This is a genomic window from Paenibacillus sp. TSA_86.1, from assembly GCF_052691815.1.
This window is the reverse complement of the sequence record NZ_JBQZGE010000007.1, coordinates 217,577-239,120: the sequence shown is the minus strand read 5'-3', so window position 1 is coordinate 239,120 and position 21,544 is coordinate 217,577. Positions and strand designations below refer to the sequence as shown.

General features: G+C 47.9%; 17 protein-coding genes. 3 read left to right on the top strand and 14 right to left on the bottom strand.

Going from position 1 to position 21,544, the window contains the following annotated elements; genetic code table 11:
- The 9 genes from ACUTVW_RS16350 to ACUTVW_RS16310 all read right to left on the bottom strand — a co-directional run.
- Positions 1-320, bottom strand: a 320-nt coding sequence (locus ACUTVW_RS16350) for a hypothetical protein (RefSeq protein WP_445646787.1), incomplete at its 3' end; no start/stop codon positions are given.
- Positions 321-442: 122 nt separating this feature from the next.
- A complete protein-coding gene (locus tag ACUTVW_RS16345) occupies positions 443-3,616 on the bottom strand; it encodes a DEAD/DEAH box helicase (RefSeq protein WP_445646786.1) in 3,174 nt (1,057 codons plus the stop codon).
- A gap of 203 nt (positions 3,617-3,819) precedes the next feature.
- On the bottom strand, positions 3,820-4,251 hold the full coding sequence (locus ACUTVW_RS16340; protein ID WP_445646785.1) for a chemotaxis protein CheW: 432 nt from the start codon (positions 4,249-4,251) through the stop codon (positions 3,820-3,822).
- Between the two features lie 454 nt (positions 4,252-4,705).
- On the bottom strand, positions 4,706-6,670 hold the full coding sequence (locus tag ACUTVW_RS16335) for an alpha/beta fold hydrolase (protein WP_445646784.1): 1,965 nt from the start codon (positions 6,668-6,670) through the stop codon (positions 4,706-4,708).
- A 133-nt stretch (positions 6,671-6,803) separates the two neighbouring features.
- The gene (locus ACUTVW_RS16330) at positions 6,804-7,370 is read right to left on the bottom strand and encodes a TetR/AcrR family transcriptional regulator (protein WP_445646783.1); all 567 of its coding nucleotides are present in this window, start codon (positions 7,368-7,370) and stop codon (positions 6,804-6,806) included.
- Positions 7,371-7,707: 337 nt separating this feature from the next.
- Entirely contained in the window at positions 7,708-9,009 is a 1,302-nt protein-coding gene (locus ACUTVW_RS16325; RefSeq protein WP_445646782.1) for an ABC transporter substrate-binding protein, read from the bottom strand.
- Positions 9,010-9,345: 336 nt separating this feature from the next.
- Entirely contained in the window at positions 9,346-9,507 is a 162-nt protein-coding gene (locus ACUTVW_RS16320; RefSeq protein ID WP_445646781.1) for a hypothetical protein, read from the bottom strand.
- 64 nt (positions 9,508-9,571) lie between these two features.
- A complete protein-coding gene (locus ACUTVW_RS16315; protein WP_445646780.1) occupies positions 9,572-10,408 on the bottom strand; it encodes a carbohydrate ABC transporter permease in 837 nt (278 codons plus the stop codon).
- Positions 10,408-11,289, bottom strand: a complete 882-nt coding sequence (locus tag ACUTVW_RS16310) for a carbohydrate ABC transporter permease (RefSeq protein ID WP_445646779.1) — start codon at positions 11,287-11,289, stop codon at positions 10,408-10,410. The genes ACUTVW_RS16315 and ACUTVW_RS16310 overlap by 1 nt, the downstream gene beginning before the upstream one ends.
- Positions 11,290-11,432: 143 nt before the next feature.
- Here ACUTVW_RS16310 and ACUTVW_RS16305 point away from each other — a divergent pair, with 143 nt between their 5' ends.
- Together ACUTVW_RS16305 and ACUTVW_RS16300 are read left to right on the top strand one after the other, a co-directional pair.
- On the top strand, positions 11,433-13,271 hold the full coding sequence (locus ACUTVW_RS16305) for a cache domain-containing sensor histidine kinase (protein WP_445646778.1): 1,839 nt from the start codon (positions 11,433-11,435) through the stop codon (positions 13,269-13,271).
- A gap of 5 nt (positions 13,272-13,276) precedes the next feature.
- Positions 13,277-14,893, top strand: coding sequence for a response regulator transcription factor (locus ACUTVW_RS16300; RefSeq protein WP_445646777.1), 1,617 nt, complete (start codon positions 13,277-13,279; stop codon positions 14,891-14,893).
- Positions 14,894-15,279: 386 nt separating this feature from the next.
- Here the strand turns inward: ACUTVW_RS16300 and ACUTVW_RS16295 are convergent, their stop codons facing one another.
- On the bottom strand, positions 15,280-16,245 hold the full coding sequence (locus ACUTVW_RS16295; protein WP_445646776.1) for an arsenic resistance protein: 966 nt from the start codon (positions 16,243-16,245) through the stop codon (positions 15,280-15,282).
- Between the two features lie 232 nt (positions 16,246-16,477).
- On the opposite strand from ACUTVW_RS16295, the gene ACUTVW_RS16290 reads away from it, so the two are divergent.
- Complete coding sequence (locus ACUTVW_RS16290; protein WP_445646775.1) at positions 16,478-17,236, top strand: tryptophan-rich sensory protein; 759 nt, start codon at positions 16,478-16,480, stop codon at positions 17,234-17,236.
- A 136-nt stretch (positions 17,237-17,372) separates the two neighbouring features.
- On the opposite strand, the gene ACUTVW_RS16285 is transcribed toward ACUTVW_RS16290, so the two are convergent.
- The 4 genes from ACUTVW_RS16285 to ACUTVW_RS16270 all read right to left on the bottom strand — a co-directional run bounded on the left by ACUTVW_RS16285 (position 17,373) and on the right by ACUTVW_RS16270 (position 21,415).
- The gene (locus tag ACUTVW_RS16285) at positions 17,373-17,747 is read right to left on the bottom strand and encodes a RidA family protein (protein WP_445646774.1); all 375 of its coding nucleotides are present in this window, start codon (positions 17,745-17,747) and stop codon (positions 17,373-17,375) included.
- A 133-nt stretch (positions 17,748-17,880) separates the two neighbouring features.
- Positions 17,881-18,561 carry an oxidoreductase gene (locus ACUTVW_RS16280; protein ID WP_445646773.1) on the bottom strand — a complete coding sequence of 227 codons (681 nt, stop codon included), beginning with the start codon at positions 18,559-18,561 and terminating at the stop codon, positions 17,881-17,883.
- A 73-nt stretch (positions 18,562-18,634) separates the two neighbouring features.
- Positions 18,635-19,900, bottom strand: a complete 1,266-nt coding sequence (locus ACUTVW_RS16275; protein WP_445646772.1) for an MFS transporter — start codon at positions 19,898-19,900, stop codon at positions 18,635-18,637.
- 105 nt (positions 19,901-20,005) lie between these two features.
- On the bottom strand, positions 20,006-21,415 hold the full coding sequence (locus ACUTVW_RS16270; protein WP_445646771.1) for a sensor histidine kinase: 1,410 nt from the start codon (positions 21,413-21,415) through the stop codon (positions 20,006-20,008).
- Positions 21,416-21,544 lie beyond the last annotated feature (129 nt).

The following is a 21,544-nucleotide window of genomic DNA, read 5'->3' as shown; positions in this document are numbered from 1 at the left end:
ACGGCTGCGCCTGGCGCGCCAGCGGGCTCCGCGGCGGCCAGCAGCCCGGCGAGCTCCTCTGGCGCCGGGCCGCCGCGCAGCAGGGCGTACAGCGCCAGCGGGCGCTTGCGCAGCTGTGCCAGTACGGCTTCGCGCTGCGCCTCGCTCAGCTGCGGCAACGTGCCCTTGACCGTGAACACGCCGGATCCGGCTGTTCCGGTCTGATCTGCGTCAGCGGACCCGGGTGCAATCTTGCCCGGCTCCGCTGATGTATTTACCTCTGCTGTCCACACCCCGGGGGATATATGCAGCTCGATCTTCCATTTTTCGCTCATCATCATCCCCCTCTCTTCATGGATCATCCAAACTAGTTTACCAACATCAATGCGATGTTTCCTTCATCCCCAAACATTCATCCTTTAGATCAAAGTTCACCTTATCCACTACGCACCGCTAGGTTAACCTACAGCCACGTCTCCCCCTGAAGCGAGATCAGGCTGCGCAGCTCGTCATCCGACATCTCGGTCAGCCAGTTTTCCCCTGAACCAACAACCTGCTCGGAGAGAGCTTTCTTGCTCTCAATCAACTCATCAATGCGTTCCTCTAATGTACCCTGGCAGATTAACTTGTGCACCTGCACGTTGCGAATCTGCCCGATGCGGAATACACGGTCTGTCGCCTGATTCTCCACCGCCGGATTCCACCAGCGGTCATAGTGAATAACATGGCTTGCCCGGGTCAGATTCAGACCTACACCTCCGGCACGAAGAGACAATACAAACATGGACGGGCCTTCTCCCTTTTGGAACGTCTCCACCATGTTATCCCTCTGGGCTTTCGAAACACCGCCGTGCAGGAAGTAAGGTTCTTCCTCGTAACGCCGTTTCAATCGGGAAACTAACAAATCCCCCATCGCAACATACTGGGTAAAGATCAAAGCCGATTCTCCGTTGTCCCGAATAGCATCCAGCAGTTCCAGTAGCCGTTCCATCTTGCCTGACGCTTCAGCCTTGCCATGATCCTTCCGACTGCTGTCTGCCAGCACAGGATGATCACAGATTTGCTTAAGCTTGGTCAGAGAGGATAATACAATACCTTTGCGCGCGATGCCGTTCCGACCGTCCAGACCACCCATCAGATCATCTACGACACGTTGATATAGAATCGTCTGCTCGGGTGTTAATGAACAATACGATTTCAATTCAAGCTTCTCTGGCAGATCTTTGCGAATATCCGGATCACTTTTCAACCTGCGAAGCATAAATGGCGATACCAGTCGGTGTAACTCACGCAGCGAGGCCGCGTTCTCTTCCGATGGAGCCAGACCTGTATAACGCTGGCGAAACGAAGATGATGTGCCCAGATAACCCGGATTGAGAAATTGGAAAATAGACCAAAGCTCACTCAGCCGGTTCTCCACCGGCGTTCCTGTCATCGCAATACGATGAGAGGTGGACAGTCGCATGACACTCTGTGCCTGCTTCGTCCGATAATTTTTAATATATTGCGCCTCATCCAGCACAACCGTAGACCAGTGCAGTGAAGCCAGATCCAGACCGTCCCGGCCAGCCAGATGATACGTTGTGAGCACAATGTCATGTTTCTGCGCTTCCTCCAGGAAAGCCTCCCCATGCAGCCGTTGTCCACCATGATGAATATACAGGGACAGATTTGGAGCAAACCGCTTCAGCTCACGCTGCCAATTGCCCAGTAACGACGTTGGGCAGACAATAAGCGTAGGCCATTGATCTTCTGGCATATCTTCCGTTGGATCCAAGGCTTCTTCTTGTGCTTCCCGCAGCGCAGACTGCCGTTCCTCTTCTTTGCGATCCAGCAAACAGGTGATAACCTGAACGGTTTTCCCAAGTCCCATATCATCAGCAAGACACACACCGAATCCTAGCTCACCCATCGCCGATAACCACTGAAACCCACGTTCCTGATACGGCCGCAGTTCACCATGCAGCTCCGATGGCACCGGACGGGGCTCAATGTTGCGAAGTACCTGTCCATCGAGCAGGAAAGCAAGCATGCCTTCGGATTCAGCACCAAAAACAGACATGCCTTTCCAGACAGAGTCCTCCCCTTCATCAGCGGCCAGATGCAGCCATTCGGAAAGTGGCATGTATTGCTCTTCTTCTTTTTTCATATAACGCAGCACTTGGCGGATCTCTTTGGTATCCACTTCAATCCATTCCCCGCGAAACATAACATAAGGAACGGTGGATTCAGCCAAGACGGCAAGTTCCTCCGCTGTTATCGGCTTACCATCCAGCATCGGCTCAGCTGTAAAAGCAACCAGTTGCTCCATACCGAGCGCCGATGTAGCCCCGGGCAGACGCTCGGAAGATCCGTTCATCATCTGTAAACGAAGACCTGCACGCCTTTTCCCGGCACGGTTCCATCTCGATGGCATCAGAACCGTTACGCCTGCCTTTTGCAACTTAGGAACCGCATGGGTAAGAAATTCAAAAAAGCTCTGTTGCTCCAGTTGAATCCCTTCCGGACGAGCATGCAGCAAAGCGGTTTCAAGTTCCGGTGCAAGCTCGGACGCCTGCCCGATGGCCATCAATAACTGCTCTGCGGCTGACGCATAGCAGACCTTTCCCCGATCCAGATTACGCTCTGGATGTGCCCAAATGCTTCGTGCAGGCAGTCTAAGACCTGCTTCCTGATCACTGTCCACCCAGAAACTGATGCCCCAGGTGGTATCCTGTTCTCCCAGTGGCGGCTCCAAACGCAGCACAAGCTTGAATGTGCCTTCCACGGGCAGCATCTCTTCTACACCAAAAGCAGGCATCGTTGTGCCGCCCGCTTCATGGAGTGTATCCATAAAAGCCGTCATTTCCTCTGTCGGCCCTTGCACGGTAACCGGGCGGAACATGGAGATCAGACTATTCCACCAGAGCTCCGATACCGGCGAAGAGCCTCGTCTGAACGATGTCCGATAACGAGACAATTCACTATCCATGCCTTCCAGTTCACTCGTCACCACCGCATGAATGATACCGCTCATAAATGAAAATAAGACAGCCCCAGCTGCTCCCTCACGCGTCTCTGGCTCCATGGAGGCATATGCTCCTGGCGCTGACAGTGCAATGGGCGGCATTGACTCGGCAAGGCTCCTGAAACGCTCCTGATCTTCTTCCAGCTGTAGACGTGGCCGCCATACTCCTGTCAGGGTCTCCTGTCCGGTTCTTCGTCTTGCGCCGGTCTTAGCCGCGAATGCAGCGGCCGGAGCAATCGCTCCGCGGAGCAGCAGTTCCTGTGTGAACTGCGCTGCCTTGACCCAATAACGCATCTCTTCTCCAGTCTGAATTCCAGCCGCCTGAAACATGCGATCATCCCATTGCAACAACAGTCTGAAGGCATCCTTCGGTGAAACAGCTAATCCTTCCAGCGTGCGTCCGAGCAACTGTCGCCGTTTCATATTTTTGGCCTCTGCCGCATTACGAAGCGGATTCGGCCAGCGCAGTTCGGCAAGACGTAGCGCGGCAGGCTGAAATAGACGACCCCCGTCGCCAAATTGCAGCCTTCTCACTACGTGACTCCATGCATCCACACGCGGTTCCGATGTTTCACCGGAAAAACAAAAAAATACGTCTCCAAGCCATACTCCATACAGCGATTGCATCATTACAGTCTCCCGTCATCCCTTCGCATTGTTACTCTCCATCATATACGAAAATGAACGGATTTAAAAACCTTTACACATAAAAAGTGCGGAATCTAATGATTTCTGGCATAAAAAAATGTCCCTTCTCCAGAAAACGGAAGAGGAACATTTTGTTTATTCGTTCGAATGTTATGGCAGTAAAACGGTCACACATATTTATTGAATCAAGATCTGACCAGACTACCAAGCAGTACATCGAGGTTCAAGATACCTGCGCGGTGATCTGCACAAAAGCCGATTTTATCGAAAACTCCAAGCATAAAACGGCGGTGTTCTTCTGCAGGCTCTTCGAAACGATCATACGTCACAACAGAATCGACCATATCTACAATGAGAGGTACGAATCCGTTCTTATAAGGGACAACGATAATCCGTGTAGATGAGCTATCTTCCTGCTCTGGCATGCCAAGCAACACGCGAAGACTCACGACCGAAACCACCTTACCGTACAATGAAGCAAATCCTCTAATCTCGGGACTTCCAAAAGGAACCGTTGTAACCTCTACCATTCTGATAATTTCATGAACCTGATCAATACGAAGTGCAAAAATCTGTTCTCCGACCGAGAAATTAATATATTGCATTACTTCATCCATAATTGTCCCCATACCCTCTCATTCCGTAAAATCAGATCGTCAACATGCTTTTGGCTGTCGTGCGTTAAACGATGAGTCGTTACATGTTGTATCGGCAATTTCGACGTAAATGTTTAGGCTTTCAACAAGAAGAATCACAGTTCTACAACTTTTCCTGCCCTCTTTTTAAAAAAGAGGGGTTTGATGCATTATTCTGTGGATAACTTATTAAATATACCTTGATTTTTTCTTTTTATAGATAAAAATATAGAGTTATTCCTCATTTGTGGATAAGTTGTGCACATATTGCTAACAACCTGTGGATATATACCTTTATTTATGTGGATATTTAATATTTTAATGTGGACATGTTGTGTATTTGTTTGTAAATCTAACGTAAAGTTTGTCGTTTTCGGATCAGTTATCCTGCACTGTGGACACATTGTGGAAAGCCTTTCAATGACAGTATTGGATCTCAATATCCCTGCCTATCGTTATTCATATGGCTGTTTTCAGCCCAATTCATAAGGATTTCTGCCGTCTGTTCAAACTGGAACACTGGAAAATAGTGACCATGAGGCACATCCACTTTTTTATATCCGGGTTTTAATTTGGATGGGAAATGATATTCTCGATCTTTATCCGCCCAAACAATCAATAGATCTGTAGCATTATTTGTCTGCTCAAGGTTTCCGTATTGTCCCCAAAAGCTCAACTCCTGCTTGTGACCCAAGTGAATCCACCGAAGCAGATCGACGTGTGCACCCGCGATACGAGGAGAACGAAGATAGCCGTATGCCCTTTGGGCCGATCTGTCCACGATACTCCCTTTAATCTGAACGCTACTGTCTATACTAAACATCCGTGCCCAACTCCGCTGAGACTTGCTCCGGAGCAACGTTCTCACAACACGGCGAGGTAGCCGGAGCATCTGTTTCAAACGTCCATTATTCCCCTCATTCACGTTGTCCGCAGCAGGCTGAAGCAAGGCCAAACGAATATCGGCGCGCCCGCTTTGCTTCAACGCAGCAGCGGCGATAGCCGCACCTACAGAATGACCAACAAGTTTGATTGGAAATTGCATTTCGCCCAAAGCATCCACAAGTGCGTTAACCTGACCAGTGAATGCGTCACGACTCTGATGAACAGGCGAGCGGCCAAACCCTGCCAGATCAACGATCCAGACTGGATTCCCCGTAAGTTTCCTCAGCTGTGATCCAAGAGGTAGCAAGTCATCGGCGCATTGCAGCAGACCGTGCACGATAACCCACGGTTCTCCCTCACCTTCCCAGCCTAACATCGCCAGATTTCCACGCCGTATGCGGATATAATCGTTCGGAATATGTTCAGCTTCAGGCTTTGGCAGCAGACGGTAGTCCAGGTCAGCTGTAATGAACGGAAGTTGCTCCCGGATATCCGGCCAGGTTCTGCCCATTCGTTTCAACAGCCCCTCGGTCTCCTCTACCTGAAATGTCCGGTCAGTAATAAAAGCAAGGGATTGAGCAGGTATACCGCTGATGCGGGTTCCTCCTACGTTCAAGAGCTTTTGAATCCAGGATAGCGGTAATGCTCCTCCTGCTGGCTTAGGTACGTCCAGTTGCTTCGTAAGTATGTGCAACAATTCCTTCATGTTTGGGCTATTTTCCTTACGTGCGAGAAGTGCATACGTCCCTCCGATTGGAGAATCGTCTTTTGTCAAAAACACAAGTGTCTCTGCGACCACATCATTCTCGACCAGTGGTAGCCAGTAAGACGATCCACCAGGTACAACAGGCATAAAGCCTTTCTGAACCGCACCAATAAGCAGTCCAATACCACCCGTCTGCTCCGTTTCACCCGTTGGACGAGGCCCTACGACTGTACTGGGATTTACGACAGATAGCGGATAGCCGTTCTGCTTCGCATGCTCACGAATATAACCATCCGCCTGGAATTTCATCTCTTCATACGCGCTCTCTTGGCTGTGCAAATGATTGATATTGATCTGTTCCTCTTGCTCGCTCCCCTGTCCATAAGGACTCATAAAGCCAACCACATGAATAAAATGCCGCAGTCCTCCGCTACGCTGAATATCCTCTGCCAACTGTGCTATTTCTCTCGCCCCGTGCCTGAAGATTTTCTCTGCTGTCTCTCGTTCCAGCGTAATGTCCATCGTGCCGCCCACATGAAGAATCACGTTAGCTTCCCTGATCCGTTTGTGATCTCGAGGCGCGAGTCCCAGACCCTGCACAGATAAATCTCCTACGACAAACGTAATCCGTTCCAAACTCCTCACGCCGTAACTCTCCAGTACTGTTCTGGCCCGCTGCTCAGAGCGAACCAGCAGAAGCATATGTACATCTGTTTTCTCCACAAGCTGTTTGACCGTTTCCTTCCCAATAAAACCGGTACTGCCTGTCATAAAAAGAACGGTTTGCTCTAAATTTGTTGTCTGATTCATCTCGATGCCTCCACCCTATTTTTTAGTTTGATTTCTGTTTTAGTTCCGTTTTAATCTTGTCTTCTTTTCGTTTGATATTACCTTCACGATTAGAACCAAATGGTACTAGTCATATTCAAAAAAAGAGCTTCGCTTAACGAAGCATCTGACAAAACGTTTGTGCCGACTGTTCAATAATACCCAGATCACGAGAAGTTCCGGCGAGAATCAGTGAGCCTTCAAGTGCCGCAACAAATAATGCTGCTGCTGATCCCGGCTCAACTCCTCTGCGGAATTCTCCACGTTCCACCCCTTGCTGAAGCAGCTTCTCCACCATAGGTACAAGCTCCCGGAAGAAGATCGAGATGCTTTCCTTCGCTAGTGAGGCACTTTCGGGCGCCTGCATGTAGAGGGTGACAAACGGACATGTTCCTTCGAAGTTTCGACTCTCTATGCCGGCGGAGAGCAATGCCAGGAATGAGTTGATTCGTTCCTCCACGCTCCGTTCACGCTGGCTGAGAAGCAGGTACAGTTCTGATTCGTATTGAGCAATCCAGTACTGTACAACTGCCTGAAGCAGTTCCTCCTTATTTTTAAAATGATAATAGATGTTGGACTTGGATACGCCACTGACTCGCACCACCTCATCCATGCTGACATAAGCATAACCTTGCCGCAGAAATAGCTGCGCAGCCACTTCAACTGCTTTAGTGCGGTTCACTGGACTGGTGCTTCTAGGTTTGGACGATTTAGACGTTCCTTCATGTGATGTGTAGTTATTATTCATAAGTAGAACTATATAGTACTACTTTAACAAAAGCAAGGTTATCTGTTGATAAAAGCAGATCAGAAGGTGAATATCTGAAAAGTTGTCCACATTTAGACGTCATACACACAGGATATCCACATATAGTATTAACTTGGTGTAAAAGTTTGTTTTTCAGATTTGTAAATTCATTTAGTTATCCACATTTTATAGAAAGTAAACTATGCAAATGGAGAACGCAAAGAAGCCAGCTGCAAAAAAATGCAACTGGCTTCAAAGGCATGTGCTTTATTTACTTTTTCAGACTGTCCCAGTTCTGTTGTAATGCATCAAGCAATGCTTTTTTATCCGATTTGCCTGCTACATACGCCTGAATGGTGCTGCCAAACTCTTGCGGAACACCTTCAGGGAAACGGTTAAAGTTCCAGCTTAACGTTTTATTTTCCTGACTATATTTCATGATCTCTGTTGCCAGATCTCCCAGCTCTTCCTCAGATGCCTGGATGGAACTGAATGCCGGAATAAACTTGAATTCCTTCGTTAAATATTTTTTGCCAATGTCAGATGTGACGAGCCATTCCAGAAACTCTTTTGCCTCCGGCTTCACCTGAGAGTTTTTGTTCACAACCCAGTAGTTAGGCACACCTACAAACAACTTGTCGTTCGGTTCATTGGTAATCGGCATAGGCAGAATGCCCAGATTCAGTTCCGGATTAATGCCATCAATCTGTACCTGTGTCCAGTTCCCTTGCTGCATCATGGCCGCTTCACCGCTCGCAAACAGGGTAACCTGCGTATTGTAGTCGGTGGTCAACGGATTTTTGTTGCTGTATTTCAGCGTCAGGTCAAGCAGGTTGATCCATTCTGCAAATACGGGATTCCCCGGAATTTTCTCCGTGCCTTCGTTCAGCCCTTGAATGAATTTTACCGGGTCTGCCTGATTCGCAAACGCTACATTGACGTTATGATTGCCAAGCACCCACCACTCCTGATAACCGTTGGAGAACGGGGTAATGCCTGCATCCTGTAGTTTCTTTGCTGCCTGATCGAGCTGTTCGAGTGTCGTTGGGATCTCGGTGATGCCTGCTTTGGTAAACAGATCCTTGTTATATATAAATCCGTACCCTTCCAGCGCGAGCGGCTGTCCATAGAGCTTGCCGTCTTTGGTCATCGGTTCTTTAGCGACTTCCAGCACATCCTTGGCCCAAGCTTCACCCGACAGGTCTTCCAGATATTCAAGCCAGGTGTCCAATTCACGGTATCCGCCTACGTTGAAAATATCCGGTTGTTCGCCAGCGGCAAACTTGGCTTTTAATGCAGCACCGTAGTCACTGCCGCCGCCGACTGTCTGAATGTCCAGCTTCACGCCTGGATGGGAAGACTCATACTCCGCCTTGAGACGATTGAGCGCTTCTGCAATTTCGACTTTGAATTGAAAAATTTTAATGGTTTTGGTTCCAGCCGCAGCTTCACCACCGCCAGTTTGAGCATCCGTATTCACAGGACTGCCGCTCTTGTCCCCGTTCCCGCAACCCGCAAGCATGACCGAAAAAGCGATGAGCATTAATAACGTTAACTTCGTCATTCTTTTCATAGATACACTCTCCCCGTAAGTAATTTCACTTTTACCGCCTGCATCTTTTGCTTACCCTCTTACTTTTGATCCAGCTTTACTTCATTTGTCTAAAATGACCCTGTCCTTGCCTTTTCTTCTTTTGCTTACTATATAGATGAACTAACGCAATTCCCACAATAGGTGTATGCGTAGTTGATCACGGATTAACGGCAAATTTAGCTCTTATCTCTATGTCTTTCCCTATCATTATCAGCCTTTCTCTGCCTTTGATACCGAGTCGGCCAGATATTGTATTCGACCTGTAACTGCCTTTTTACGGAACTTCCTTTGTTCATCCTTGTCTTTCACTGTCCTTCAATGTCTTTCCCCCGCTTTGCTCTGGTACATCTGCCCAAGCCCTGCGGGCAGATGTTCCTTTTGCTCACCTCCGTGCGAGGCAGGAGCGAAGGCATCATGATGCGCTGGAGGAGCGGAGCGTTCGCCTTTGATACTCGGGGGCTTCCTTGCCTCAATCATTCAGGCCCCCGAGGAGCAACAGCGACCGAAAGCGCACATGATGCCGGAGAGACCAGTCCTCGCACTACCCCTTAACGGACCCGGCTGTAATGCCCTGAATAATATACTTCTGCATCAGCAGGAAGAAAATAATGATCGGCATGATCCCGAGTACCAGGGCAGGCAGTGCCAGATCCCACTGCTTCGTATATTGACCAAACAACGCGAAGGTCGCAATTGGAATCGTACGCAGATTGGAACTTTGCAGGATCAAAGATGGTAACAGGTAGTCATTCCAGATCCAGAGCGTATTCAGAATGATGACGGTGACATACATCGGTTTCATTAACGGGAATACGATGCGGAAGAACACCCCGTAGGCTGAACTGCCGTCCACACGAGCCGCTTCTTCAATCTCCAAGGGAACCGATTTAACGAAGCCGTGAAACAGGAAGATGGACATCGGTGCACCGAACCCGAGATAACAGATAATGAGTCCGCCCAGACTGTCGATCAGCCCCAGATTGCTGGTTACTGTAACAAGTGGAATCATGATAGACTGAAACGGAATCACCATCGCGGCAATAAATAGACCAAACAATATCCGGTTAAACCGTGTATTGCTGCGAACCATTCGGTATGCGGCCATGGAACTGATCAGCACCAGCAGCAAATTGCTGACGATCGTCACGATCAGCGAGTTCATCAGTGCTGACGGAAAGTTGATTTTCTCCCAGGCATTGGCGTAGTTGCCCCACTGAAACACTTCCGGCCAGGCAGCCGAATTGGTAAGCAGGTCACCAAATGTTTTGACCGAGTTCACAAACAGGAAGTAAAACGGAACAAGAAACAGTAATCCGATAAGTACCATGACAACCTCAGTAATCACGGTACCGAAGCGGTAATTTTTCGTCGTCTCCATCAGGCTTCAACCTCCTTGCTCTTCGTCAACCGAACCTGGACTATAGTGATGACCGCAACGATGACAAAGAATATAAAGGCTTTGGCGGTTCCAATGCCGTACCGGTTGTTCACAAAGGCTTCATTGTAGATATTGAGCGCAACCGACTCGGTTGAGCCAAACGGACCGCCCTTTGTAAGCGACAGGTTGAGATCGAACATTTTGAAAGACCAGGAGATTGCCAGGAACAGACAGATGGTTACACCGGGCATAATGAGTGGTAAAATAATGCTCCGTAGCACCTGACCGCGACTCGCTCCATCAATCTCGGCAGCTTCCAGCAGATCAGGTGATACATTCGTTAAGGATGAGATGTAGATAACCATTAGATAACCGGCGGTCTGCCATACAAACACGATGACAATTCCCCAGAAGGCCGTAGGCTCATCTCCCAGCCACGGGAGATTAAAGAAGGACCAGCCCGTCACGTCACCTACTGCTGAAAACCCTTTCACAAATATGAATTGCCAGATAAACCCGAGCAGCAACCCACCAATCACGTTAGGCATAAAAAAAATCGTACGCAGAATATTTCTCGTCTTGAGCGGTTTGGTCAGGAAGTAGGCCAGAAAAAAACCGATGAGATTGGTAAGGATCACCCCTACAATGGTGAAACGTACCGTGAACCAGAATGCATTCTGGAACTTGGGATCGTTTGCAAAGACATGCACGAAGTTATCGAGTCCAACCCAGTTAATACTGGCAGATACTCCGTTCCAATCCGTAAAGGAATACATCATGCCAAGCAGGAAAGGGACCACGATGATGAGAATAAAAAATATAACGGAGGGACCCACGAACACAAGCTGCTGTAACAGCTGTGAAGATTTGCGATGCTTCATATCGTTCTCCCCTTCTATAGATGGATGATATTGGTCTCTTTTTCTATTAAACTCCAAAAACGTGAAGGGAAACACCGACACTCGTGAACAGTTGGGTGTAAAATATTGTCCTCTCTTGACGAGTATTCAGAAGGGGTGTACTGATGTCCAAATATTATAGTATCCGTACCAAGCTGATTGCCTTTATGCTGATCGCAACGACCATTCCGCTCCTGGCATCCATCAGCATGACCTTTATTCAGACCAAAACAGCCCTGCGGGAACAGGCACTGGAGGAAAATAAACGCCTTATTTATCAAGCTTCAACCAATCTTAACAATTATGTCGATAACGTGGCACGAGCCTCACTCGCCATATACAATGATCCGATTTTTCTGCGGAATCTGGCTAAATTACCGGGTGATTATCGGGCTGTTGCCGAGGTATATACGACATTGCAAACGATCAGAGCGGCTGTACCGGATGTGTTTCAGCTCTACCTGCATTCCTTTGTATCCCAGCAATCTACGTTGATTGCAAACCCTTTCCCGAAACGGGAGGAGCGAAAGGAAGCTTATTCAGATTCACTTCAGAACAACATGAGGAACAGCGGATCTGATATCTGGGTTGAATCTGCACATCTGAGTCATACCTATGGCTTCAAGGCGGCTTCCCCTGACGATTCACCAAGAACGGTGATTACCTTGCATCGGATCATTCGGGATATCCCCTCTCCTGAACAGCTGGGCGTACTTGCCATTGACCTTAACATGAATAGTATTGCAGCAATCTGCAGCAGGTTGTATGATCCGGCTAAAGAGCAGATCTATGTCGTGGATGGGCAGAACCGGATCGTTTATCAAGGAAGTACCGAGGTACAAGCTTCTAACGAAGCCGGTCATTTGCAGTCAGTGGCAGGAAGTGCGCTGCAAGACGGAAGGACCCTTGCCGGTGCAGCACGTAATGCGGCTGGTCATTTTGAACAGGATCACTCGATGTATGTGTATCAGCAGCTCGGCAGCAGCTACGCAGATTGGACCATCGTTAAACAAATTCCGAATGAAACGTTATATGCAAGAGCCACTGCACTCACCTGGAATAATGCAATCATTGCGATTGCCGCGTTAATACTTGTTATTGTGGCAACCTTATTCATCTCCATACGTATTACAGGTCCGCTCAAACAGCTCATGCGATATATGAATCAGATTCAGGCAGGCCGCCTGCATGTGGATATCCGTCTGTCGAGCCGAGATGAATTCGGAGTGCTGGCGAGGCATTTCCGGGATATGATGGACACGGTGAATAACTTGATCTTGCGTGAGTACCAGCTGGAGATTGCCAACAAAACAAATCAGCTCAAAGCATTACAAGCCCAGATTCACCCGCATTTCCTGTATAACACGCTGCAATCCATTGGTACGCTGGCATTACAACAACAAGGAAAGCGAGCGTATACTTTACTTTCGTCTCTATCCAAAATGCTTCGTTACAGCATGCGGGATCAGACTTGCGTAACCCTCCGTGAAGAAGCAGAGCATGCCCGGTTATATCTGGAACTGCAGCAGGAGCGATTTGGTGATCGCCTGGAGGTACACTTGAATTTTGCAGAAGACACACTATCCACCCCGATGCCTCGAATGACATTGCAGCCTCTGATCGAAAATTATTTCAAACACGGAGCTGATATACAGCCAGGAAAAGGGTACATCTCCATTACCAGCCGCCGGGTGGACGAACACTGGATTGAGATAGAGTTGATCAATAACGGGCCACTCATTCCTGAAAATAAACTGATCGAGATCCGGGGGTGGCTTCAGCCCCAAACCATAGATTCTGAAATAATATCGCAGGAGTCAGCCCTTTCGGAATCCATCGGCCTTCGCAATGTGGCAAGCAGACTTGCACTTAACGCTCATCCCGGCAAACCTGCCAGGATCGAAATAGACAATATAGAAGCAGGCGGTGTGAAGCTTCAAGTCAAACTATACGCGGGAGAGTGAACAACATGAAAGCACTGCTTGTTGATGATGAACAGCATGTTCGCCATGCCATCCAGCTTCTTGGTCTTTGGGATGACCTGGGGATTGATGTCTTACTGGAAGCAGCGGACGGAAACGAAGCGATCGAAGCGATTACAGTGCATCAACCCGAGATTATACTGAGTGATATGCGCATGCCTGGCAAGGACGGAATGGCCCTGCTTGAGTGGATCTCGGCTCATGCCCCTCATAGTAAAGTGATTGTTATTAGCGGATATGACGATTTTGAACTGGTAAGGCACGCGATTCGCCATGGTGGTATGGACTACTTGCTGAAACCCGTTGAAGCAGATGAATTGAATGCCTCCTTAGTCAAGGCCGTGAAGGCCTGGGAGGATGAGCATACCGTACGCACGGAATCTACCAAACAATCCATCGTAGTGAATCGCATGCGTCCGCATTATCAGGATCGCCTGCTCACCGAGCTGGCCATTGGCAGAGGCAGTACTTCTTCACATATGCAGCGATTACAGGAAGAGCTGCATCTGCCCTGTTCCATTCCACTGTGCTGTGTTGCTGTCGCCAGTCTATCCCATCTGGATGCGGATTGTTTGGCTAAATACCGCAGTCAGCCCGATCTGCTTGTATTCTCGGTGCTTAACATCTGCGCGGAGATGTTAAGCACACCAGCCGAAGGTGTCACCTTCCGTCAGCTTAACCAACCGGATGAAATTGTACTGCTTCACTGGGGGTCCCAACCCTCACTGGTACATATTCTGGAAAGCATTAACGATGGGTTGGAGCAGACGATTCAGCGCAGACTTCATTTCGGGATATCTACCTGTGAAAACTACCCTGCTGGTATTTCGGCAGCCTATCTGGATGCCAGCTCCAAACTGTGGAGACGCAACACGATTTATACGCAGCAGCATATCCACTCCACTCTGGAATCTTCGATCCGGAGTAAGGGGAAACGGCTGACTGCTTTTGAAGAGCCTATGCGTATCGCAGCCATGAGCTGCCGTGCTTCGAGTGTATCGGACACCGTCACGGAGTGGCTTGAACCACTCACCAAGCTGGATGTGATCAACGCAGAGCAGTTGCACCAATGGATGCAAGAGCTGGAATGGATGCTCAGCCGCTGGTTAGACGATGCGGAAGACCCCATTTCCCCGGAGGAGGACAATACTGAGGATCAGTTTCCTCCTTTTGCGGAGTTGCCCTTTGACCACCAAGGTCTACTTTCGTTCCCGATCCTTCGTTCTCTGCTGGAGCAACGCTTGCTTGCAGCCGGAAAGGCACTCACAGCTCAGCATCACGCCGATCCTGATCCCATGCGTGAAATCGCTCGCTACATGGAAGCCCATTATCAAGAGGACTTGTCATTGCAACAGATGGCGGCACGCTTTTATCTGAGCAGGGAGTATATCTCGCGTAAATTCAAACAGCAGTTCGGGTTGAACTGGTCAGAATATCTGGGCAAGTTGCGGATTAATAGTGCCAAGCTTCTGCTGCAGAATCCGTCCTTGCGAGTTGCCAAAGTCTCGGAAATGGTCGGTTTCCAGGATGAAAAGTATTTCAGCAAAGTGTTCAAAAAGATGGAAGGCTTCACCCCTGCGGAGTATCGAAAAACCAAGTTGTAACAGGTTCATAAAGTTCATAACCAAGCTGTACTGATAAAAAAAGAGGACTTCTCGACATATTCTGTCGGAAGTCCTCTTTATGCCTTACATTTACAGCAACGTAAGTTTATCGTCAGGACGGCTTATTGGCTCTCTTTTTTCTAAAGTAATACACCATTCGAAAGACCGCTCCTATTGCAAAAATGGTCATTAGTACATAGGGGAAGCTATCCCCCGTTTTTTGAGCCATGATGGGAAAATAGATAAAGGCAAACAGCAATATGGCAATATCCAGATAGAACATCACTTTCCAATACGTATTGATCGATATACCCCCTTTAATTTACCAAATATGGTTCTATTAAAGGAATTATATCATACCCATCCATATTGGATGGGAGGAATGGTTATCCTTCTCTCAGGATCATACTGGGTACAAGCCGGATATAGATCAGCTCTCCTGCAAGCTCCACCATCGTCTGCATAACAATGACCGCCGCCGCAATCGTTGCCCACTCTGGCGAGAGGGACAGCGCCAAAGGCAAAATAACCAGTGAATTACGGGTGGATGCACTAAAAATTAATGCTCGACCCGCACCTGTATCCAGTTGGAAAAGCTTTGCAATAAACCTGGATATGAGGGGCATAATGATGAGAAATGCAGCGTAGATTGGGATGACATTCACAATACTGTTCAGATCATTGTAGACCTTACCCATCTGGGAAGCTACAACGACAACCAGGGCGAGTGCCATCATCGGAACCGGGAGCCATGCCGTCGCATGAAGCAACTGCTGCGCACTTGCACCTTTTTTGCACAATACTTGTGTCATCAGTGCGAGCAACAACGGAACCACAATCAGCAGCAAGAAAGCCTCTACGAATGGCCCTGCATTCATTATTGCGGCTGCATCACTGCCCATGAATAACCAGAGATACCCTGGAAGCAAAATCATCTGCACCACAAACAGCAGCGGAGTCGCTGCCAGCATTAGCTTCTCGTTCCCTTTCCCCAGCTGTGTAAACACGATGACGTAATCGATGCAGGGGGTTAGCAACACAAGATAGACCCCCATCAACACCCCCGGGGTTTGTGGAAAAACAAGCGTAAGCATCCACACGACTACAGGAACAACAATAAAATTAGCTATGAGCAATGCAGCCATAAAACGCAGATTCGTCCAGGACGCTCGGAGCTCCATAAACGGAATTTGTACAAACATACTGTAGAGTAACACAGCAAGAATGGGTGACACCGCATAATGCAGTGTATTCCCCCATCCCGGAGCGGCCAGCCCGATCCACGCACCTGCCAATAAAGCAATGACATAGAACCAGGTCTGCTGTCTCTCCATTATTTCTCTGGTTAACATATCTCTCCCCCTATCTGCCAAACCACCTGATATGGACATATTCCTGTCTACTGCAGCGTACATTGGGACAGAGTACTGTTTCATTCCGGTGTAGTCAGATCATACGACCAATTACGGAAGGTCCGTGCCTGTCTATTTTACGTAAAGATTATTAGAACGAGTAATTAGTGGGTATATTCATTGTAGACTGACCCGCGGTTCATTACATTGATCAAACCAAGGAGGAAACGCCATGTCCCGTAACAATCCATATAAGTGGTTAAATGCCATCGGTTTTATTGCTGTGATTATTGTAAACTATCTTTCCAACGCACTGCCGATTGGCGGCAAAACAAACAAGGAAGTTTCGGATATGTATCCTGTACTGTTGACACCTTCAGGTTATGCCTTTGCCATATGGGGCTTGATTTACATGCTCCTGGCAGGATTCATTATCTATCAGTTCACCCCTGCATCCTGGAAAAACAATTCAATCACCCGTCTTGGGTACTGGTTTGTGGCCAGCTGTGTATTTAACGTGGCATGGATTTTTGCTTTTCAAAACCTGTATACTGGACTCGCCCTGCTAATTATCATATTACTTCTGCTCAGTCTGATTATGCTGTATGTCAAAACACGGTTGATTACCATGCCAACCACAGCCGAGATCTGGCTAGTCAAACTGCCATTTAGCATCTATCTGGGATGGGTCAGCGTAGCTACTATTGTTAATGCAGCCGTTTATTTATATAAGATCGGATGGGATGGATTCGGCATTAGCGAAACCGCTTGGACCATCATTATGCTGATCGTTGGTATGATTCTGGCCGTGCTTGTCAGCTTCCGTTATCGCGACAGTGTGTATCCGCTTGTATTCACTTGGGCTTACATCGCTATTGCCCTCAAACAAAAAGATATTACTTCTATCTATTATACAGGGATTGGCATTGCCATTGTTCTGGCCGTTTATGCTGTGTGGCTGTTCCTTGCTCGCAATCAAGATCGTGATTAAATACCTTGGTTCATTATAAAACAAACCGTAAGCAAAAAGCCGATTTCAGGTCAATTGACCCTAATCGGCTTTTTTGCTGTAAATGAAGGCAGAACAGGATTCGATTGCTCATCCTGGGAGAAGCCGAAATATCATCCTATTTCAGCGCGATCACTTCAATCTCCACCAGTGCATCCTTTGGCAAACGTGCAACTTCTACAGCACTACGTGCAGGATAAGGCTGTGTAAAGAAGCTGCTATACACTTCATTTACAGGAACGAAGTCATTCATGTCCTTCAGGAATACGGTTGTTTTCACCACTTTATCCATGCTTGTGCCTGCTGCTTCCAGAATTGCTCTGACATTACTCAGGGACAGACGAGTCTGTTCCTGTACATCGGCACCAAATTCACCGGTTTGCGGATTCAGGCCCAGTTGACCAGATGTGTAGATGAAATCACCAGCATCTACGGCCTGACTGTATGGACCAATGGCGCCTGGCGCCTGTTCGGTCGAGATTGCTTTTTTCATTCGACAGGTACTCCTTTGTGTTCGCTACCCCGCCGCCAGATGGAGACAAGAATGCTTTTATTTTTAAAACCTAGTATATCATGCTCCTGTTCTGACAAGAAACTCTTATCCTTTATACATCCCGCCGCAAGTCTTAAGCGTCCTGCACCCCAAGCGCATGAATCACTTCATTGGAATAGACATGATTGCCCTTTGTCTGAACCATGGCAACATTTATCATTGCTTGAGCGATTGTTGATGCATGAATAGCCCGGTACTTATCTAAACGGCCTTTCATCCAGCGATCCAGAAAGGTCATGACATGCGCAGCGAATTGTTCACCCGCACGTTTCTCGCCGCGATCCCCCAGAATAAGGGATGGACGGAAAATGTGCAAGGCACGGAACCCGAAACTCGAAAGTGCATCCTCCATCTCACCCTTGGTCCGACTATAAAACACACGCGAATCCGCATTCGCTCCCATAGAGGAAATCGCCAGCATCTGCTCCACACCATGCTGCTTAGCCAGCGTCGCTGTATGAACAGGATAGTGATAATCTACTTCGCGGAAGTTCTCCTGACTGCCTGCTTTCTTGATCGTTGTACCCAGACAGCAGTACAGGTCATCGATTCCTTCAAACAAATGCCCCTGACTCTCAAGCTGCTCCCAATCCACAACGTGTTGCTTCAGCTCAGGGTGTTCCAGATCAAGCCTGCGCCTGACCAGAATGCGAACTTCGCTGTACGCCGAGTGCTCCAGCAGCCTGCGAACGAGAAGTCCGCCAACGAGTCCAGTGGCCCCGATCACCATCGCTTTGCGCTCAGGATGATTCATCCATCCATCCCCCCAATCTGTTCAATGTAGCTGAATATCCCATCGATGAGCATCATGATCAGCTTTTCTGTTTCTATTTTAAAAGTATTCGACGTCCCAAGGTAAACGTAAGCAGCAGCATGACTGCACCAACCCCAACCTGGAATCCGTAAATGGATATCCAGTTCATCGCTTCCGAGAGCGTTCCCATCTTCTCGTATAACCAGCCGCCAATCAATGGACCAATAAACGATGTTACGCCAGTCAGAGCCGAATACACCGCTATAAACATAGGTCTTTCACTTTTGGGTGTATCGCCAATTGTAAAATTGAACGCGAGTTGGTTAAAGCCGCCGACGCCAATCCCAAGAAAAATGTGGGACAGGAACAATGCAACCAATACCGGAGCAAAAGACATTAATCCCCACGACAGGCAGGACAAGGCGATGACGGGCAGTGTCCAGAACAACAGCGTTTTGTTGCTGTATCTGGCATTCAGGTTGCCCCAAATATAGAATCCTCCCATCATCACCAGTGTTTGCACAACCGTGATCAGAGAGACCATCTGATAACTGACCTTTAGCAAATCGAGCATCACGTAGGAATAGAGTGGAACAATTAACGTCTGGATCAGTAACCATACCGCCAAAAAGAGGGTCGCCTTCAGGAAAACCCGATCCTGAAACGGTTTGATGAACATCCGTGAGAATGCTCTTTCTGTGGAACGTTCAAAAGGAAGATCCGGATAAAAGAAATAAATGACGGTATTGGCAATTGCACAGATCCATACGGGAATGAACAAAATTAGAAATCCGGTCTCTCCCGGATAACGATCCAGCAAAATACCGCCGCCAAATAAACAAACGCTTCCAAGTGCATTCAGAATCGTATTTCGTATCCCGAAATAACGCCCTCTTACCTTGGCAGGTACAATGTCACCTATCAGGGATGTCCAGATCATACCGCCGATCGTATTACATATGAAAGCGATTGTATATAAGCCAATATAAACACTGACCCACCATTCCTTAGGGAAAATAAACGGGATCAATCCCGTTGCACTCCATAAGATCCGATGAGCTCCGACAAACAGCAGAAGCGCCCGTTTTCGGCTTCGAATACGCTGCATCCAGTATGCTGCGCCGATCTGCGCGATGTTTACAAATGTGGTAATCGCGAGCACAAAGCCGATATGTCTCGACCCGGCCCCAAGGTACAGCAAAAACCCGGTTAGAAATGGACCGCCCAGCAGTGTTTGCAAAATAATTGCCGGTACGCCCTCCCATGTTGCAATTGATAAATTCGTGCGTTGTGTCGAACCCTTGCGCCGTGGCTTGCCTGTCAACGAAGAGGGGTTCATCTTGACCATCTTCTGTATGGGGATACACTCCTTAGACCGGGTTAAGCTTGCCGGTCGATGCTAGTTGTCACCCCAAATTCTACTCACGGCACAGAGGTTGTCAACTCATTTTTTCACGTTAAGCGGAAGCCACAGATGGAAGATGCTGCCCTCACCCGCAGCACTCTCAAGTTTAATTGATCCACCCAGCAATCTAGCCAAATCTCTGCTGATCGAAAGACCCAGTCCGGTTCCTCCAAATTTTCGGCTAATTGAACCGTCTGCCTGCTGAAAAGCTTCAAATATCGAATGATGCTTGTCCTTCGGAATGCCGATCCCCGTATCCTGTACAGAAAAAACGAGCCAATGGCTTACATTGCCTGCCTGTTTGGTCTGTTTAGTGCTTACATTCAGGGTAACCTTGCCTTTTGGAGTAAATTTGATGGCATTGGACATTAAGTTTCGCAAAATTTGTTGCACACGCTGCGGATCAGACCAAAGTGTATCTGGCAATCCATTTTGCTTCTGAAGAACAAGCTCAATTCCTTTCTTGTCTGCAACAAGTCCAAAATGCTTCATGGCATCTTCGATCAACTGACTCAGGCTGATGTCTTCAAGCACAATATCCAGCCGCCCAGCTTCAACTTTGGACAGATCGAGAATATCGTTGATTAGCCTGAGGAGTTCTTGTCCGGATTGATCAATCATGCCTGCAAAACGCACAATCTCATCCTGATCCATGGTATCGGCATTCTCGCCAATCATCTGGGCAAAGTTAATTACACTGTTGAGCGGTGTACGCAACTCATGAGACATATTCGCCAAGAATTCGGACTTGTACTGTGAGGCAATCGTCAATTGTTTGGCACGTTCCTCCAGTACAATCTGAGCTTTCTGTAACTCTTCCTTCTGCACGGATAAGAGCCGATTCGTGCTCTGGATCAAGAGAATCCGATTTTGTTCATTCTGAAAATCCCGTAAGATAAATGCAAAAATAAGACTAAGGGCAATTCCGGTAGGAAGCGTATAAGGCATGATGTGTGAGAAGAAATAGGCCGTAGGAATGACACCCACGAAGGCGATGTTCACACTATTTACAACATTCACGATCAGTGTAACGATGATTCCTTTGACAATAAGTCTGTAGCTGCTGCGTCGCATCCATATATTGAGTCCCGCACAGAGCAATCCCAGGAGAGACATGTTAATTACCGCGGCAACGGTCGCATCGGAAATACCAAAGGTGAGCCTCGATAGTCCAATCCCCACACCTATAATCATGACACTATACGGTTGTCTGTATGACAGAACAGCAACAATTAGAGGTACATAACGAAGATCAAAAACGACTTCATCATTCAGCTGGAATCCAAACACCGTACTGATCCAGCCTGCCAAAATAAGCACAAGCACTGAACTGACCTGTTTCACTCGGGAAGAGGTACGTATTACAATATATTTATAAAACACACTCGCTAGATATGCGATCGTAATAAGCATCCCCATATTAAGTACGAACATTTTCGAAAATTGCATGAACTCACTCCTGTTGTTCGACGTTATAACCCAAGTGCTTATTTTGTTCGTATCTTTACATCATATCATGCTACGCCTACATCGGCATGGAAACATGGTCAAAAAGAAGCAAAAAATACACAAAATGAG

Coding starts and splice junctions, on each gene's coding strand:
- ACUTVW_RS16345 (WP_445646786.1), bottom strand. CDS start 3,616: ATGATGCAATCGCTGTATGGAGTATGGCTTGGAGACGTATTTTTTTGT.
- ACUTVW_RS16310 (WP_445646779.1), bottom strand. CDS start 11,289: ATGAAGCATCGCAAATCTTCACAGCTGTTACAGCAGCTTGTGTTCGTG.
- ACUTVW_RS16295 (WP_445646776.1), bottom strand. CDS start 16,245: ATGTTAACCAGAGAAATAATGGAGAGACAGCAGACCTGGTTCTATGTC.
- ACUTVW_RS16320 (WP_445646781.1), bottom strand. CDS start 9,507: ATGATTGAGGCAAGGAAGCCCCCGAGTATCAAAGGCGAACGCTCCGCT.
- ACUTVW_RS16340 (WP_445646785.1), bottom strand. CDS start 4,251: ATGGATGAAGTAATGCAATATATTAATTTCTCGGTCGGAGAACAGATT.
- ACUTVW_RS16335 (WP_445646784.1), bottom strand. CDS start 6,670: ATGAATCAGACAACAAATTTAGAGCAAACCGTTCTTTTTATGACAGGC.
- ACUTVW_RS16290 (WP_445646775.1), top strand. CDS start 16,478: ATGTCCCGTAACAATCCATATAAGTGGTTAAATGCCATCGGTTTTATT.
- ACUTVW_RS16285 (WP_445646774.1), bottom strand. CDS start 17,747: ATGAAAAAAGCAATCTCGACCGAACAGGCGCCAGGCGCCATTGGTCCA.
- ACUTVW_RS16300 (WP_445646777.1), top strand. CDS start 13,277: ATGAAAGCACTGCTTGTTGATGATGAACAGCATGTTCGCCATGCCATC.
- ACUTVW_RS16315 (WP_445646780.1), bottom strand. CDS start 10,408: ATGGAGACGACGAAAAATTACCGCTTCGGTACCGTGATTACTGAGGTT.
- ACUTVW_RS16275 (WP_445646772.1), bottom strand. CDS start 19,900: ATGAACCCCTCTTCGTTGACAGGCAAGCCACGGCGCAAGGGTTCGACA.
- ACUTVW_RS16270 (WP_445646771.1), bottom strand. CDS start 21,415: ATGCAATTTTCGAAAATGTTCGTACTTAATATGGGGATGCTTATTACG.
- ACUTVW_RS16280 (WP_445646773.1), bottom strand. CDS start 18,561: ATGAATCATCCTGAGCGCAAAGCGATGGTGATCGGGGCCACTGGACTC.
- ACUTVW_RS16325 (WP_445646782.1), bottom strand. CDS start 9,009: ATGAAAAGAATGACGAAGTTAACGTTATTAATGCTCATCGCTTTTTCG.
- ACUTVW_RS16305 (WP_445646778.1), top strand. CDS start 11,433: ATGTCCAAATATTATAGTATCCGTACCAAGCTGATTGCCTTTATGCTG.